The sequence below is a fragment of the Xenorhabdus kozodoii genome (genome assembly GCF_002632875.1).
Taxonomy (GTDB): Bacteria; Pseudomonadota; Gammaproteobacteria; order Enterobacterales; family Enterobacteriaceae; genus Xenorhabdus; species Xenorhabdus kozodoii.
The window spans coordinates 277,792-294,763 of the sequence record NZ_NJCX01000001.1; the positions used below are offsets into that span (position 1 = coordinate 277,792).

Below are 16,972 nucleotides of genomic sequence, written 5' to 3' on the forward strand. Positions count from 1 at the left end.
AGATCGGGATCAACGAAAACGACGTGTCATTGATAAAATTGACGCGATAGGTAGTGGCTTGCTGCTCAAAAGGAGTTATAATCCCGCGATTTTTTTATCTGCCGGTGATATTAGGAGAAACCCATGAAGATCGTTGAGGTTAACCACCCGTTAATTAAACATAAACTTGGCCTGATGCGAGATCATGACATAAGCACCAAACGCTTCCGTGAACTGGCCTCAGAGGTAGGTAACCTTCTGACATATGAAGCAACTGCTGATTTAGAGGTGGAAAAAGTGACCATTGATGGATGGTGTGGTCCGGTAGAAATAGAGCAGATTAAAGGGAAAAAAATTACTGTCGTACCTATCCTGCGTGCGGGTTTGGGCATGATGGATGGTGTACTGGAAAATATCCCTAGTGCCCGGATCAGTGTTGTTGGTGTATATCGTGATGAAAAAACGCTTGAGCCAGTACCTTATTTTCAGAAATTAGTCTCTGATATCAATGAACGTATGGCATTGGTTGTCGATCCGATGCTGGCAACCGGCGGCTCTATGATCGCAACCATTGATTTACTGAAGAAAGCGGGATGCCCCGTCATTAAGGTGCTGGTTTTGGTTGCCGCGCCAGAAGGGGTCGCTGCACTGGAGAAAGCTCACCCTGATGTTGAGCTATATACCGCTTCGATTGATAAGTGTCTCAATGAGCATGGATATATCGTCCCAGGTTTAGGGGATGCAGGCGATAAAATATTTGGCACTAAATAACATTGATAGCCGACTTAACAAGTCGGCTTTTTTTTGTTCCTAGCAGGATGAGATAAGAGGATATCAATCATGACCCGTCGGACTATTGGGGTGGAAGAAAGACCGCCTTTGGCACAGACTATTCCTTTAAGTTTGCAACATCTATTTGCCATGTTTGGTGCAACCGTTTTGGTTCCCATTTTATTTAAAGTTAATCCCGCGACAATTTTGTTATTCAATGGCATTGGAACATTACTGTATTTGGTGATTTGCCGAGGAAAAATTCCGGCTTATCTTGGCTCCAGTTTTGCTTTTATTTCGCCTGTATTGCTGTTGTTACCTTTGGGATATGAATTGGCATTGGGGGGATTTATTGTTTGCGGTTTGTTGTTTTGTTTGGTTGCCCTGATTGTCAAAGTTGCGGGAAGGGGATGGATCAATGTGATGTTTCCACCGGCAGCGATGGGAGCCATTGTTGCCGTGATCGGCCTGGAATTAGCGGGTGTTGCGGCTGATATGGCGGGATTGCGCCCGGCGGCAGGGACTGAAATTAATGTGACCCATTTGACCATATCCATGGTAACGCTGGGGACGACCATTTTAGGATCGGTGATATTCCGTGGCTTCATGGCGATTATTCCGATTTTGATTGGCGTCTTGGTCGGTTATGGGCTGTCATTTTTTATGGGCATTGTTGATTTGACGCCAGTACGTGAAGCCCCGTGGTTTGCCTTGCCGACGTTCTATACCCCGCGTTTTGAATGGTTTGCCATTATGACCATTTTACCTGCGGCGCTGGTGGTCATTGCGGAACATGTGGGGCACTTGGTGGTGACGGCAAATATCGTGCAGAAAGATTTATTGAAAAATCCAGGGCTGCATCGCTCAATGTTTGCTAATGGGATTTCAACCCTATTTTCGGGATTTTTTGGTTCAACCCCTAACACGACTTATGGTGAAAATATTGGTGTGATGGCGCTGACTCGTGTGTATAGCACATGGGTGATTGGCGGCGCTGCGGTGATGGCAATATTGCTTTCCTGCGTGGGTAAATTGGCGGCTGCGATCCAAATGATCCCCGTCCCCGTGATGGGAGGCGTCTCACTGTTACTCTATGGCGTGATTGGCGCATCGGGCATTCGGGTTTTGATTGATTCAAAAGTTGATTACAGTAAGGCTCAGAACCTGATATTAACTGCTGTTATTTTGATTATTGGGGTCAGCGGAGCCAAAATTCAGATTGGCGCAGCAGAATTGAAGGGAATGGCGCTTGCAACGGTTGTCGGTATTGGTTTGAGTCTCTTTTTCAAATTGATAAGCATTATCCGGCCAGAAGAACAGTATATTAACGCCTCTTTAGGATCAATGAGACCGGATAAGAAGAGTGAAGTGGCAGAATAAAATACGTTGATGACATTGATTAGGAAGGGGGTTTTTAAAAGCCCTTCCTGTTTTTTAACTTTATAAAATAGCTTATACTCTATATACGTACTTTTTCCCTTAATTTTTCGGCTGATTATAGCAGGCGAGATATGAGTGGAAGCTGGGAGAAATCACTATTTAAAGAAGCGATTTATTCATCCATATTAAGTACCCCCAAAGATGTAAAAACAGAATTATCAATATTGCTTATATCATAAGGCATTATTTTTTCGTTTTTTGCTAATGTGGTGATGTTTCCATCTTGATCAAAGAAAGCTAATTCTAACACATCATACGTTGAATTTTCTTGGATTGTATTGAAGACTTCGGGTCTTAAAGGAGAAAATAATGATTCGTATCGCCCTGTGTCATTTATAGTTCTGTCATCACTATTGGGTGTTCTAAATATATTTGCATGATACCAATCTGTCATTTTACTTCTCCATTTATAATGAAATTCTTTTCCTTTACAAATAATATCTGCCCAAGGATCACATATCCATGACTCGGCCTGAACATGTGAGAGTGCCTCAATTATCTCCTTTTTGCTAATTTTATCTTCCATATAATGGATACTTAGAAAAACATGGTCATAAGGTTTCTGCGCCCCATACATGATTATATAGATTATTTTTTTGCGATCGGGATCTTGTTGCCTGTAATAATTGAAAATTTGGAGAGAATGATTTTTGATTAAATAATGAAAAGCATAGGTAGAAAGCTCATCGCAATTTCCAACAAGATTGGTCTTAAATTTATTTTTAGTATAATAGGTATAGCATTGTGGAATGTTTTTCATCTTATTTTGATTTTCGCGTAATTTATCAAGGAGTTCAGTTTTTTTCTTCAGTAACTTTGTTAAGTCATGAACTTCAGGGGGTTCATGTTCACCCACTTTATCAATATTTTTTGTTTTAAAATAAATTTTGTTGTTAGATCCCCCCATGAAGACGCTTTGTGTTTTTCTTATCACGTTGCGTAATATGTTTTCTATTAACATGTTAACCTCCATTAAAAATAATTTAACCTTGATAAGTAGAATCTTTGGTAAATACAGAGTATTTTTACTTTAGGTTGAGGAAAAATAGGTGCTGTTTAGTTACAGTCGCATTGTTATGGCAAGCATCTCCAGATAATAATCTGAAAGTTCGGGAAAATACCAGTTAAAAAATCAATTTGTATTATCTGGTTGGTCGTAATTTATCCATTTTATGGAGGGAAGCGCTTTGATGATAACCTCCTGCTTTAAATAAAGCATTCATTTCATTTATAGCGACTTTTTGTGGTAAACTTAGCGCTGTTCGTTATCCGTTCTGTTTGAGGTGCTTCTGAATACACCGTCGCAGCTTTCATTGCCATTATATTTGCCCGATGATGAAACTTTTGCCAGTTTCTTTGCAGGTGAGAATACTTCCTTATTAGCTGCAGTAAAATTGGCTATTAGTCAGTCACATGGCAGTTATATCTATTTTTGGTCCCGCGATGGCGGGGGCAAAAGCCATTTGCTTCACGCCGCCTGTGCCGAATTGTCCCAACAGGGAAAAGCTGTAGGGTATGTACCACTGGATAAACGCGCCTATTTTGTTCCCGAAGTTCTTGATGGTATGGAACATTTATCATTGGTGTGCATCGATAATATTGAGTGTATTGCCGGTGATCAGGAGTGGGAAATGGCGATTTTCAATCTTTACAACCGGATTGTAGAAATTGGTCGAACGTGTCTTTTGATCACCGGCGATCGCCCTCCACGGCAAATTAACCTGACACTACCGGATTTGGCATCTCGTCTGGATTGGGGGCAAATTTACAAATTACAACCGCTGTCAGATGATGAGAAAATCCAGGCATTGCAACTACGGGCGAAATTACGGGGTTTTGAATTGCCTGAGGATGTGGGGCGTTTTGTGTTGAAGCGGCTCGATAGGGAAATGCAAACATTGTTCAAAACCTTGGATGAGCTTGATCGGGCTTCCATTATGGCGCAACGCAAACTGACGATCCCGTTTGTAAAAGATATCCTTGAGCTTTGAGTGAATAAAGCGGTAATAAAATAAGATCAAAATAAAAAAGTGATAGGAATATATTCCTATCACTTTTTTATTGAAAAACGCGCTTATTGAAAAACGCCCTGATTAAAAATGGTTATAGCAGAATTTCTTTGACTTGCTCAGGAGGGCGCCCCAAACGAGCCTTATCACCAACAACCACAATCGGGCGTTCTATCAATTTGGGATTTTCAGACATCGCCTGGAGCAAGGCGTCTTGGGATAATGAGAGGTCACCAAGGTTCAATTCTTTGTAGCGCTCTTCCTGAGTACGCATCAGTTGGCGGGCATCTTTAAAATCAAGCTGTTTTAATAATACGGCAAGTTGTTCTGCTGTCGGTGGTGTATCAAGATAGTGAATGATTTCTGGCGTAATACCAAGTTCTTCAACCAACTTAAGGGTTTCACGGCTCTTTGAACAGCGAGGATTGTGGTAAAACGTCACTTTTTGTGTGTCAAAATTTTGCATGTAAAAGTCCCTCATTTTTCATATTGTTTGTAACTTTGTTGTAATTGGCGCAATTGATCAATGCGGGCATCATACCGCTCTTGTTCATAACTGCCCAATTTTGCCAATGCACTGGCTTTGCTTAGCTGTTCTATCGCGGAGTCAAAATTACCTTGCAATGCCATGATTTCCGCATAGGCGGCCAGTTCATCATTGTGTTTTCCTTGTGCACCGGCTGTCTTTCTTAAAAGTATCCAGGCATTAAGATCGTCAGGGTGGTTAAAGGTGTAACGAAACAGAAGTTGTGATGCCTGAGGGTACTTTTTGTCCATAAAATAGGCATTTGCGAGGTTAATTTGCAATACCGGTTTGTTTTTCTGCTTTTTAAGTGCATCCTGCAAGCGAGTGATAGCATTGGCATACTGTTTTTGTCCGATATCAATATCAGTCATTGTATCAATAAACCAAATATTATCCGGTTGCTTATCCAGTAATGGCGATAATATAGCCCTGGCCTCGGCATACTTTTTCTCTTCAGTAAGCAAAATGGCGCGTCCATAGGCCGCAGCAAGCTGTTCCTTGGCGGTTCCCTGGCTATATTTCTTTAGAAATTGATCAATGTAGGGACGTTGATCAGTTGAATACAGGGTTAAAATGCGCACACGGGCAAACAGAAAATCTTGAGAATCTGAAACCGTTTTCGCTGGATATTGATTGGCCCGATTGCGGGCGTCAGATAAACGGCTGGCCGGTAATGGGTGAGTGTATAGCATTTCAGGGAGCTTGGAGCTGTAACGGGATTGATCGACCAATATTTGCATGAAATCAGGCATACCGTGGGGATCAAATCCCGCCCGACTGAGCGTCCGCATTCCAATTCGATCCGCTTCTTGCTCGTTCGCCTGAGTAAAACTGATTATGCCTTGTTGATAGCTTGCCAGTGTACCGCTAAGTGCTGCCATACCAGCCTGTGGATTGGCTATCATAAGCAGGATAGCACCCAATGTGCCCGTCCATGCCAGAGGGCGGGTACGTTTTTGTTCTTCCATCCATCGTGCTAAATGCCGTTGGGTAATATGGGATATCTCATGTGCCATGACAGATGCCAGTTCACTTTCATTGCGGCTATAGCGAAATAAGCCCGAATGAAGAACAACATTACCACCGAAAAATGCGAGGGCATTAATATTAGGGTTATCTATCAGATAGAAATGGAAAGGGGTTTTGACTGAATCGGCATGAGTGACTAATTTTTGGCCTAGCTGATTAATATATTGAGTCAGCAACGGGTCATAAATCAGAGGAGCCTGAGCCCTTATCGAGCGGATATATAAATCACCCATCACCATTTCCTGATTGATGCTGAGGGTTGCTCCGGCTGTCGTGCCGATATCAGGCAGTGAATCTTCAACCGGGGCAGAGAACACAGGAGGGTTCCCCCATAACAACAGGCTGATAAAAACGGTTATCAAAGATTTTTTTGACGTTTTTCTCATAAAGCGATTCTCATAAAATAGTGTGCTCCGTTTTTAGCTATCACTTTCATGAATACTTTTTATGATAGAAGAGTATCTTAAAATCATTAACTATAATAAATTTTCGTGAAAAATACTTATTAAGTATTATCGCAAAGGAGTTGTGTTTATGTTGGATATGGTTATGCAATGGTATCGTCGCCGTTTCGCTGATCCACAAATTGTTGCATTATTAATCATTTTATTGGTTGGTTTTGGGATCATCTACTTCTTTAATGGCATTCTGGCGCCTGTTCTTGCAGCCATTGTGCTGGCTTATTTGTTAGAGTGGCCGACAGTACAATTGAGCAAGTTAGGATGTAGCCGTACTCTCTCGGTGGCCATTGTATTGACGGTTTTTATGGGGATCAGTGCGTTAATGATTTTGATTGTTGCCCCAACTGTCTGGCAACAAGGTTTAAATTTGTTTTCCGATCTTCCCAATATGATTAATCGATTTAATGAGTACGCGCATACTTTACCCTCTCGTTATCCTGCCCTGGTCGATGCCGGCATAATCGATATGGTTGCTGATAATTTGCGTAGCAAACTCTCTTTGGCGGGGGAGTCCGTTTTTAAGTTTTCGGTTGCATCTCTGATTGGATTATTGGCACTGGCGATTTACCTGATCCTTGTCCCCTTGATGGTGTTCTTTCTGTTGAAAGATAAAAACCAAATGGTGGTGGCATTGAAACGTATATTGCCTCGCAATCGCAGTCTGGCAGGGAAAGTATGGCGCGAAATGAACCAGCAGATTACCAATTATATCCGCGGTAAAGTGACAGAAATGGTGATACTGACTCTCTGCACGTATGCGGTATTTGCCTTCTTTGGGTTGCGCTATTCCCTGTTGCTCGCCGTCTTAGTGGGTTTGTCTGTACTCGTTCCTTATATCGGCACCGTACTTGTTACCATGCCAGTGATTGTGGTGGCATTGTTTCAATGGGGATTTGGGGCTGATTTCTGGGCGCTATTTGTCGCATATCTGGTGGTACAGGGGTTAGATGGCAATCTGCTTGTGCCAATCTTATTTTCGGAAGCCGTCAATCTTCATCCCCTTGTCATCATCCTTTCTGTTGTTATTTTTGGTGGATTATGGGGATTTTGGGGTGTTTTCTTTGCTATTCCACTTGCGACCTTAATCAAGGCGGTTATTCATGCCTGGCCAGAAGAAAAAGAGTGACTATGGCAATGAGTAAGAACCAAATTGTTTTGAGTACGATGCCATAAAACAGCAAGCGCAAAAATAAGTTGCCGCTTTATGACTTGCGGCAACTTAAAAACTATTGCACCTGTAGTGACAGGATCACGATGAATGTTGTTTCAGGTAATCCAATACAACCTGGTGATGTTCACTGGTTTTAAATTTATCAAAAACGTGTTCAATATTACCTTGTGGGTTAATTAAGAAACTGATGCGATGCATTCCGTCATAAGTTTTTCCCATGAACTGCTTTTTCCCCCACACACCAAATTGTTCAGCAACTTGATGATCAATATCAGAAAGTAGTGTGAAGTTCAGCATCTCTTTTTCTACAAAGCGGGATAACTTTTCTGGTGCATCGGTGCTAATACCCAGCACTTCAACATTGGCGTCTTTCAGCTTATCTATTGAGTCACGTAAGCCACATGCCTGAACAGTGCAGCCTGGTGTCATTGCTTTGGGATAAAAATAAACTAAAACACGTTGGCCTTTGAAATCAGGTAAACTAATGGTTTCGCCATCTTGGTCAGGAAGGCTGAATTGAGGGGCCTTATCACCGGCTTTCAATGGGCTCATCACTCGTTCTCCGTTTAATCGTTTTGATTTAAAAGATTTTGTACCATAATACTGCCTTGTGCGTTTAATTCTGTACATAGATGATGAAAATTTTCTTTAAATATCGAGCCATTATCATCAAATGGGTTGTGGCCTGTAATTTGGATTTGCAGGCGGGCAGGGTGATCGCCTTCGGCTGGGTGAGTTTTTGATATCAGTTCGGCGATATTAAAATCTTGGGTGGTAAATAAATTGGTAAAACGTTCAACAATGCCTGGTGAATCATTGACATCTACCTTAACGGTGATAGTTGAAGGAAATTTTTTCTGAACACCGCATCGAGTACGTTTCATCACGATGAGTAATTCAAGTTCTGCGCCCTTTTGCGGCAAGGTGGATTCGATCAACGTAATGGCGTTCCAGCTACCAGATAGCAACATGATAAAAGTAAATTCTTCGCCAAACATTGCTAACCGGCTGTCTTCAATATTACAGCCGCATGTACTCACGAGACGGGTGATAGTATTGACGATGCCGGGACGATCTGCACCCAGGGCGGTGATCACTAAAAAATGCGGTTCTGATGTTGGCAAAGCGATTTTCCTTTAATTTTAGTTGGTGATTGTTGTGGAGGTTGTGTTTAAACATAAAAAATGATCAAGGGAAGGTCAATCGCATTTGTCGCGAGAGCAAAATTATAATTTCTGTTTAATTGGCTACACTTGATATTAACAAAATTCATTGAAATCGCGTGGTTAAAGAGTTTTCTTCTGTCTGACAAGAAAGTACCATGAACTTCTCATTTGCAGTTTTAGGTTTAACTAAGGGGAAATGGCAATGGTAAGCAATCATTCTGGTTTCACAGGCAGTATAGTTGCATTGATAACACCGATGGACTCCGCAGGTCAGATTGATAAGGCCAGTTTGAGGAAATTAGTTGATTATCATATCGCCAGTGGTACATCTGCGATTGTGTCTGTTGGAACAACGGGCGAGTGTGCAACACTTAACCATGACGAACACGTTGATGTTGTACTGACAACGCTGGAAATCGCTGATGGGCGTATTCCGGTGATTGCAGGAACAGGGGCAAATGCTACAGCAGAAGCCATCTCTCTGACTAACCGTTTCGAAAACACCGGTGTTGTGGGTTGCCTGTCAGTCACACCTTATTATAATAGACCCTCACAGGAAGGTTTATATTTGCACTATAAGGCAATAGCTGAGAATACTGACTTACCACAAATTCTGTATAATGTGCCATCTCGTACCGGATGTGATTTATTGCCGCCGACCGTTGCTCGCTTGGCGAAACTGAAAAATATTGTTGCACTTAAGGAAGCGACGGGGAACTTAAGTCGTGTTAGTCAGATCCAAGAATTGGTTAGTGATGAAAATTTCATTCTCCTGAGTGGTGATGATGCAAGTTTTGTCGACTTTATGCAGCTTGGTGGTAAGGGCGTTATTTCTGTCACTGCAAATGTTGCGGCAGCAGAAATGGCACGGGTGTGTGAATTGTCTAAGCAAGGTGAATTTTTGCCAGCTCGTGACCTGAATAACCAACTGATGGAATTGCATCATCAATTATTTGTTGAACCTAGCCCGACGCCAGTGAAGTGGGCTTGTCGCCAATTGGGGTTGATTGCCGATGATACATTGCGTTTACCCATGGTTCCGTTAACGCAAGAAGGGCAAATTCCAGTTGGCAGGGCCTTGAAAGTAGCTGGATTACTGTAAATATTTAGGGAATTTTAATGGCAACATTATTGCAAAAATCGAAGGTCATGAAAGTTGCTGGTCTGTCATTGGTGGTTTTTTTAGCTGCCTGCTCCAGCGATCAGCGCTATAAACGTCAGGTAAGCGGGGATCAATCCTATCTTGACGCGCCTCCACTGAAACTGTTAAACGTTCCTGCGGGAATGATATTGCCGTTGCAAAATGGTGAGTACAATATTCCGACACTGGATGCAGCAGGGACTGTGGGTAAAGATTTGGATATACGTCCTCCATTGCAAGCTCTTGCATTATTGACAGGTTCCCGCGTTGAAAATAGTGCTAACAGCAGTAAGTTGTTGCTTGAAAACACTCCTGAATACAACAATTTATGGTCGCAGGTAAACAAGGTGCTGGCGGAAGACGGGTATAAAATCAGCCATAAAGATGACGCTGCACAAACCTTGACGACTGATTGGATTACCTGGCAACGGGCAGATGAAAATGTTCCTTATCAGGGGCGTTACCGCATTTCAGTCACCAAACAGGATTACCAAATCGCGCTATCTGTCGCAAATGAAGGTTTGAAACAGGCAGACAAGGAAATTACCGATCCGGTACAAATCCGGCGTTACAATATAGTGATGCTGAATAAATTGGCGAGTGACTTAAGCCGGCAACAAGAAACCGCGGGCCTGAGCGGTGCTAAAAATTCAGGGCCATTATCTGTACAAAGCGGTAGTGATAATACCGGGTTGCCGCAAATTATCGTGCGTGCACCCTATAACATAGTCTGGAACAGATTGCCATACGCGTTGGAAAGCATAGGCATGAAAGTCACGGATCGCACTCGTTCCACCGGAGCGATAGAAGTGACTTATGGAGAACGCAGTGCCTCTGATTGGAAAGCGCTGGGAGTGGAAGCGCCGTCGATCCGCGGAGGAAATTATAAGTTACAGGTGGGGGATTTGGATAACCGAAGCAGCCTGCAATTTATCAGTGACAATGGTAAGCCATTGACCCAATCTGAAAATGATCAAATGGTGGCTGCGCTAGAAGCCGCATTTAGTCAATCCAAAGAGAAATAATCTATAAAGGGGCCTAAGGCCCCTTTATATTTTGGCTGAGTTTTTTGTTTAATTAGTTACGTTTAAAGACGTCATATTTCTGGAGTGTAAGATGCAGAAAAAAGCTGAGTTGTATCGTGGAAAGGCAAAAACAGTGTATGCCACTGATAATCCTGATTTACTTGTGCTGGAATTCCGTAATGATACATCAGCATTGGATGGTGAACGCATTGAACAGTTCGACCGCAAGGGAATGGTGAATAATAAATTCAATCATTTCATTATGAGCAAACTGGAAGAGGCGGGCATTCCGACGCAAATGGAGCGACTGTTATCAGATAATGAATCCTTGGTGAAAAAACTGGATATGGTGCCTGTTGAGTGCGTTATTCGTAACCGTGCCGCAGGTTCCCTTGTTAAGCGACTGGGGGTGGAAGAGGGAATAGTGCTTAACCCGCCACTGTTTGACCTGTTTCTGAAAGATGATGCCAAACACGATCCTATGGTCAATGAATCCTACTGTGAAACATTCGGGTGGGTGAGCAAAGCGCATTTATCTGAAATGAAGCGTCTGAGCTACAAGGCCAATGAAGTATTGAGCAAACTGTTTGATGATGCGGGCCTGATTCTGGTGGATTTTAAATTAGAGTTTGGTTTATTTAAGGGGCAGGTCATATTGGGCGATGAATTTTCACCGGATGGTAGCCGCTTATGGGATAAGCAGACGATGGATAAAATGGATAAAGATCGTTTTCGCCAAAGTCTTGGTGGCTTGATCGAAGCGTATGAGGAAGTAGCACGTCGTATTGGCGTTATTTTGGATTAACGACGCAAACGATTACCTGAAAAGTATCAGGTAAAATAGCAGGATGCCCGATGATAAAAGGGCATCCTGTCTCTGGTGGACATATTAAGTCAATTTTAGTTTAGAGCAGGGACTTGGTTTGTTGTTTCCAGCCTTTTTGTTGCATGCAGTTGTAATAAAACCCACTTCTGGAATCCTGATTAACATCTATCACGTAACTTTCAGTCATGGGAATACTTTGGTAGTAATAACCGTCTTTTCCACATTGGACACCATTCACGCAAGGTTGCCGCACTGTTTTTATCTGTGATCGTTGGGCGACTTCGTTTTTTACAGGAAATAAACTTGATGCTGACAGATGGCATTCAGCAGTAGCTTCACTGAAAGGAACAGGATTACTCGTTGCGGGTACCCATTGAGTGGTACAACCCGCTAATGAGAGACAGATTATTATGGAGGAGGTTAATTTTTTCATATCGTTTATATGAACGCATCTGAGCTGCAAGGCACTTCTTACAATCTTTCTGCATTCGCCTTAATAAAAATGTTGGTGTTTAAAGATTACACTATCAAGAAACAACGTTGTGTCTTGATTTGTGTGAGTAATTATTTATCGATGTGATTGCTTAAAGCAAGAGGGTTAACAAATTGCCAGTCGCTACGCTATTTAGCCAATCTTGGGATGGTACTTTATAAATATTTTTGATTAAGTACAAAAATTTTAAGTTATCATCTTGTCCGTGCCAGAATTTATGCTGCCTGACATAAAAAATCAAACATTGTCCTATCGAGGTTTACAGGAAATAAAAACTCATGAGCCATATCGATCCCACTTTACTTATTTTGCTCGTGCTTGCAGGGCTTGGCATCATTAGTCATAACATAACAGTGACACTTGCCATGTTATTTCTGCTGGTTGTTCGTATCACGCCATTGAATCAGTTTTTCCCTTGGTTGGAAAAATATGGCTTAACGATAGGTATCCTGATTCTGACTGTAGGAGTCATGGCACCTATCGCAAGCGGAAAAATCTCAGCGCAGGAAATTCTTGGTTCTTTCTTAAATTGGAAATCACTGTTAGCCATTGCTGTTGGCGTCATGGTGTCGTGGTTGGGAAGCCGTGGTGTGACTTTAATGTCTAGCCAGCCTTCTACCGTGGCTGGATTACTGGTCGGCACGGTGTTAGGTGTGGCTCTGTTTAGGGGCGTTCCTGTCGGCCCCCTGATTGCTGCTGGTCTTTTATCGCTCATGATTGGTAAGTCATGACGGTGCGGGTAACTATTAGTGCGTGGACAATGTTGCAGACACAGATGCAACAGCAGGGACAACGCCGTTTGGTCGTTTTGAGTGGTGAGCCGCAATGGAGTGAATCGATTGTTAATCAGCTAGCAAAACAGTTTCAGGGGGATTGGCTTACGGTTTCCGCTCACTTATCCGGTGCGGTTGATCCAACAAAAGCCGTCCGCTTACTGGGACGTGAATTCTTGCATGGTGTTTTTGATGCCACTCAAGGATTTAATGCGGAAGCATTGGCAATACTGGCTGGCACGCTAAAAGCGGGAAGCTGGTTGGTGATGTGCGTACCCGCCTGGACACAATGGCCAGAACAGCCTGATGAAGATAGTTTGCGCTGGAATGAATCGGCTGGTGTTATTTCGACGCCGAATTTTATTCGCCATATTCAGCAGCAAGTCCTTGCGTTCCCTGAAGTCTTATTATGGCGTCAGGAGATCCCTTTTCAGATATCCCGAATGTCCCTGTTACCTGAAACTGGGGCATGGCAGAGGCCTGATGGCAACCCAATAGCAAGCCAGCAATCCATTCTTGACGAGTTGTTACAGGCGACACACGGTGTCTGGGTGATCACTGCACCGCGAGGCAGGGGAAAATCGGCTCTGGCAGGCATGTTAGTGCGATATTGGCAAGGCCAATGTTGGTTATGTGCCCCTGCCAAAATAACCACAGAAGTGATCCGACGTTACGCTGGCATGCCCGATTTTGCTGGACAACAATCTTTAGAACACGAAACGCCTTTTTGGGCGGTGGACAATTTATTGAAATATTGTCGGGCGAAAGAAGGTCAGCGGGAAAATAACAGTGATGCTGATTGGCTATTGATTGACGAAGCCGCGGCGATCCCTACATCACAATTAGCGGAATTGATCCGCCATTTCCCACGGGTATTATTGATTTCAACCGTTCAGGGTTACGAGGGCACGGGACGCGGTTTTTTGTTGAAACTTTGTGCTAAATTGCCTGGTTGCCATATTCGTGAATTGAAAACGCCTATGCGCTGGGCTGAAAATGATCCCTTGGAAGCATGGCTGGATAGCGCCCTGTTATTCGACGATCAACAGCCCGTTGATGGCACGCGATTCAGCGCAGAAAAATTGCATGTTCACCCGATCTATCAGCCTGAATGGTTACAACATCCCACATTATTGCGCCAATTTTATGGTTTATTAACCAGTGCCCATTACCGCACATCACCCCTTGACCTGCGGCGATTAATGGATGGTAACGGAATGACATTTCTGGCCGCCCTTGCCCGTTTTTCAGCGCATAAGCGCCAATTGGTTGGCGCTTTGTGGATGGTGGACGAAGGGGGATTGTCACAGACATTGGCGCATGAGATCTGGGCGGGGCGTCGGCGGCCAAGGGGAAATTTGGTGGCTCAATCCCTGGCGGCACATAGCGGTTTTCCGCAGGCTGCAACCTTGCGATCACAGCGGATCAGCCGCATTGCCGTGCAGGCTCAGTATCGCCGTTGTGGTATCGCACGACATTTGATAACCCAGCAATGTCAGGCAGCCAGTCAGCAAAAGCTGGATTTCCTCTCTGTCAGTTTTGGTTATACCGCTGAGCTGTGGGCTCTTTGGCAAAAGTGTGGTTTTCGTCTGGTGAGAATGGGTAGCCACCGGGAAGCGAGTAGTGGTTGCTATGCCGCGATGGCTGTCTTGCCTTTGAGTGAACAGGGGGAACAGTTTACCCAATCCGCGCAACAGCGATTATCCAGAGACGCTCGTGAATTGGGATCGTTACTCGGCTTTACCTTGCCCGTTGAGCATGATAATGACGAACGGCTCAACGACAGCGATTGGCAGGAGTTGGCCGGGTTTGCATTTGCCCATCGCCCCCTGTCAGCATCTTATTTTGCATTGCAAAGGCTATTGCTGGAGAGCAACTTAGCTTTGCCTGCGTTGAGAAAGCATCTTCAACAGCGGTTAAGTGTCGAACAATGCGTCCGTGACTTATCGCTGAGTGGCCGAAAGGCATTATTGGAACATTGGCGGGAAGAAACCGCAGGTGCATTGGCAAGCATAGATAAAATGCTTGCCAGACACTGGAAAGATTGGGTTATTTCTTGCGATCCTGCTGCGGCCAATCATCCTCATCCTCATCCCATTGAGCGTTAAAATCTCGGTGTGGAGGCAATTCGGGTTTATCTTCTAAGAAAGTTTTTTTATCGACGCGACTGAGTGCTTTTACCGCATTCACAATAATACCGATGAGCACCAGCAGTACAATCCACCAATAATCTATCAACCATTGCATGGTATTTTCCTCAGAATGTTAAGAGCCTCTTCTATGAGGCTTGGGAGCCTAATGTGTCATTTCTGTGAATCAATGAGTATGCATAACCCGCTAGTTTGCTGAACTGTCATGATGGTCTTCTTAGCTTATTATCCTGATATATTTTTCAACTATATAAGATAGATTGATTTTTAACCAGCCGATGCCGGCAATATCACGATCTTTCCAGGTATTTAACAGGAGTTGTTCATTGAATAAATTTTCGGCTTCATGGGATAAGGGCCAATAGCTGATATGCCACGGCTCATAAGCGACGCCAGCGTCATGGCGCGTAAAGGGGCGGTAGAAATCATAGAGAGACATATTTTCTGTCAGCCAATGGGTTAATGGTTCAAAATACCCTCCGTTTTCATACTCCCACGGCTCTAGCTGCAATTTTTTCCCCTCTGGAAGCAGAAAGGGGTCATAAATATCCAGCTCCGTTCCCCAATGATGGCGGCTTGCCCCTGGCAGGGCTGACCAGCGGAGAATGGCTTCACAACGTTCCCCTTCGCTCATTTTCGAAATATCAAGGGGCTGGCTATTATCATCCAACACGGGACGTTGACCACGAAACTTCTCATTCCAGATAGTTTGTTGGCGCGTGAAATCGCGGAACGAGCTGGCAGGTTGTAGCTTAAAGCCTGCTTTGGCTGCTTCTTTTTGCATGGCAAGAAACGCTTTGGTGGCATTAAACTGCAAGCGGTGGTTGCCACTAAGGGTCACTAAATGATCGGTGGACAGGCCGGTCAAAGTTTCAGGTGTCATCATTTGATTAATTGCTCCATGATACGTTGATAAATCAGGCTCAATTTTTGTAAATCAGACACCTTGACACATTCATTTATTTTATGGATGGTGGCATTAATGGGTCCCAATTCCACAACCTGAGCGCCCATCTTGGCGATAAAACGCCCATCTGATGTACCGCCACTCGTTGATAGCGCTGGCTGATAGCCACAATAGTGTTCAATCGATTCAACCACAGCATCAACAAGATCACCCTTGCAGGTCAGGAAAGGTTGGCCTGATAACCACCAGTCAATCTCATATTTGAGGTGATGTTTTTTCAGCATATCTTCAACCTGTTGGCGGATCTCGCTATCTGTCAGTTCGGTGCTGAAACGGAAATTAAATTGAACCCACAGCTTACCCGGAATAACGTTATTACTGCCGGTTCCCGCCTGAATATTAGCGATTTGCATACTGGTGGCAGGGAAAAATTCATTACCGTTATCCCACTGAGTATTGATGAGTTCTTGCAGGAAAGGCACTGAGCGATGGATAGGGTTATCTGCCAACTGTGGATAGGCAACATGCCCTTGGGTGCCAAAAAGCGTTAAGCTGGCCGTCAGGGAACCCCGTCGCCCGTTTTTGATCATATCCCCAAGGCATGTCTGGCTGGATGGCTCCCCTACCAGGCAGTAATCCAAACGCTCCTGACGAGACATTAACGCCTCAACTACTTTCACCGTGCCATTGGTCGCCTTGGCCTCTTCATCGGAGGTGATCAGAAAAGCCAGACGGCCTTTATGTTCAGGATGTTCTGCGACAAAACGTTCAGCCGCAACAACCATTGCAGCCAGAGAGCCTTTCATATCCGCGGCACCACGGCCATACAGCATGCCATCACGGAGAGAGGGTTCAAAAGGGGGCGTTTGCCATTGTGAAATATCGCCGGCAGGGACGACATCGGTATGTCCGGCAAGGGCAAAAGTGACCCCGGTTCCACGATAAGCCCAGAAATTCAGGGTATCGCCAAAAGGCATGCGTTCTATTGTGAAGCCAATGTTTCGCAGGCGCTGGATAAGCAGTTCCTGACAACCTTGATCATCTGGGCTGACAGAATGTCGCTTGATTAACTGTTGAGCAAGGTCAATTACTGGACAAGTCATGA

General features: G+C 44.0%; 17 protein-coding genes. 9 read left to right on the plus strand and 8 right to left on the minus strand.

Annotated features, from left to right (window positions below):
• The first annotated feature begins 123 nt into the window (after positions 1-123).
• Complete coding sequence (upp, locus tag Xkoz_RS01185; protein WP_099140376.1) at positions 124-750, plus strand: uracil phosphoribosyltransferase; 627 nt, start codon at positions 124-126, stop codon at positions 748-750.
• A 69-nt stretch (positions 751-819) separates the two neighbouring features.
• The gene (gene uraA / locus Xkoz_RS01190; RefSeq protein WP_099140377.1) at positions 820-2,130 is read left to right on the plus strand and encodes a uracil permease; all 1,311 of its coding nucleotides are present in this window, start codon (positions 820-822) and stop codon (positions 2,128-2,130) included.
• 172 nt (positions 2,131-2,302) lie between these two features.
• On the opposite strand, the gene Xkoz_RS01195 is transcribed toward uraA, so the two are convergent.
• Positions 2,303-3,151, minus strand: a complete 849-nt coding sequence (locus tag Xkoz_RS01195) for a hypothetical protein (RefSeq protein WP_099140378.1) — start codon at positions 3,149-3,151, stop codon at positions 2,303-2,305.
• Positions 3,152-3,473: 322 nt separating this feature from the next.
• Between Xkoz_RS01195 and hda the strand changes: the two genes are divergently transcribed.
• On the plus strand, positions 3,474-4,181 hold the full coding sequence (gene hda / locus Xkoz_RS01200) for a DnaA inactivator Hda (protein ID WP_099140379.1): 708 nt from the start codon (positions 3,474-3,476) through the stop codon (positions 4,179-4,181).
• A gap of 112 nt (positions 4,182-4,293) precedes the next feature.
• Here hda and arsC read toward each other — a convergent pair whose 3' ends face one another.
• Both arsC and bepA read right to left on the minus strand, forming a co-directional pair.
• A complete protein-coding gene (gene arsC / locus Xkoz_RS01205) occupies positions 4,294-4,665 on the minus strand; it encodes an arsenate reductase (glutaredoxin) (RefSeq protein WP_099140380.1) in 372 nt (123 codons plus the stop codon).
• Between the two features lie 11 nt (positions 4,666-4,676).
• The gene (gene bepA / locus Xkoz_RS01210; RefSeq protein WP_099140381.1) at positions 4,677-6,140 is read right to left on the minus strand and encodes a beta-barrel assembly-enhancing protease; all 1,464 of its coding nucleotides are present in this window, start codon (positions 6,138-6,140) and stop codon (positions 4,677-4,679) included.
• Positions 6,141-6,288: 148 nt separating this feature from the next.
• Between bepA and Xkoz_RS01215 the strand changes: the two genes are divergently transcribed.
• Positions 6,289-7,341, plus strand: coding sequence for an AI-2E family transporter (locus Xkoz_RS01215; protein WP_099140382.1), 1,053 nt, complete (start codon positions 6,289-6,291; stop codon positions 7,339-7,341).
• 123 nt (positions 7,342-7,464) lie between these two features.
• On the opposite strand, the gene bcp is transcribed toward Xkoz_RS01215, so the two are convergent.
• Complete coding sequence (bcp, locus tag Xkoz_RS01220) at positions 7,465-7,938, minus strand: thioredoxin-dependent thiol peroxidase (protein ID WP_099140383.1); 474 nt, start codon at positions 7,936-7,938, stop codon at positions 7,465-7,467.
• A gap of 14 nt (positions 7,939-7,952) precedes the next feature.
• Positions 7,953-8,510, minus strand: coding sequence for a glycine cleavage system transcriptional repressor (locus Xkoz_RS01225; protein WP_099140384.1), 558 nt, complete (start codon positions 8,508-8,510; stop codon positions 7,953-7,955).
• A gap of 244 nt (positions 8,511-8,754) precedes the next feature.
• Between Xkoz_RS01225 and dapA the strand changes: the two genes are divergently transcribed.
• The 5 genes from dapA (at position 8,755) to Xkoz_RS01255 (ending at position 14,918) form a co-directional block, all read left to right on the plus strand.
• Entirely contained in the window at positions 8,755-9,654 is a 900-nt protein-coding gene (dapA, locus tag Xkoz_RS01230; protein ID WP_099140385.1) for a 4-hydroxy-tetrahydrodipicolinate synthase, read from the plus strand.
• 17 nt (positions 9,655-9,671) lie between these two features.
• Complete coding sequence (gene bamC / locus Xkoz_RS01235; protein WP_099140386.1) at positions 9,672-10,718, plus strand: outer membrane protein assembly factor BamC; 1,047 nt, start codon at positions 9,672-9,674, stop codon at positions 10,716-10,718.
• A gap of 91 nt (positions 10,719-10,809) precedes the next feature.
• A complete protein-coding gene (gene purC / locus Xkoz_RS01240) occupies positions 10,810-11,523 on the plus strand; it encodes a phosphoribosylaminoimidazolesuccinocarboxamide synthase (protein ID WP_099140387.1) in 714 nt (237 codons plus the stop codon).
• A 792-nt stretch (positions 11,524-12,315) separates the two neighbouring features.
• Entirely contained in the window at positions 12,316-12,768 is a 453-nt protein-coding gene (locus Xkoz_RS01250) for a DUF441 domain-containing protein (RefSeq protein WP_099140388.1), read from the plus strand.
• 29 nt (positions 12,769-12,797) lie between these two features.
• Complete coding sequence (locus Xkoz_RS01255; RefSeq protein ID WP_244183361.1) at positions 12,798-14,918, plus strand: tRNA(Met) cytidine acetyltransferase TmcA; 2,121 nt, start codon at positions 12,798-12,800, stop codon at positions 14,916-14,918.
• Here Xkoz_RS01255 and Xkoz_RS01260 read toward each other — a convergent pair.
• The 3 genes from Xkoz_RS01260 to dapE form a co-directional block, all read right to left on the minus strand.
• Positions 14,860-15,057, minus strand: coding sequence for a YpfN family protein (locus Xkoz_RS01260; protein WP_099140390.1), 198 nt, complete (start codon positions 15,055-15,057; stop codon positions 14,860-14,862). The genes Xkoz_RS01255 and Xkoz_RS01260 overlap by 59 nt on opposite strands.
• Before the next feature lie 120 nt (positions 15,058-15,177).
• Entirely contained in the window at positions 15,178-15,846 is a 669-nt protein-coding gene (locus Xkoz_RS01265) for a M15 family metallopeptidase (RefSeq protein ID WP_099140391.1), read from the minus strand.
• On the minus strand, positions 15,843-16,970 hold the full coding sequence (gene dapE, locus Xkoz_RS01270; RefSeq protein ID WP_099140392.1) for a succinyl-diaminopimelate desuccinylase: 1,128 nt from the start codon (positions 16,968-16,970) through the stop codon (positions 15,843-15,845). The genes Xkoz_RS01265 and dapE overlap by 4 nt, the downstream gene beginning before the upstream one ends.
• Positions 16,971-16,972: the final 2 nt, after the last annotated feature.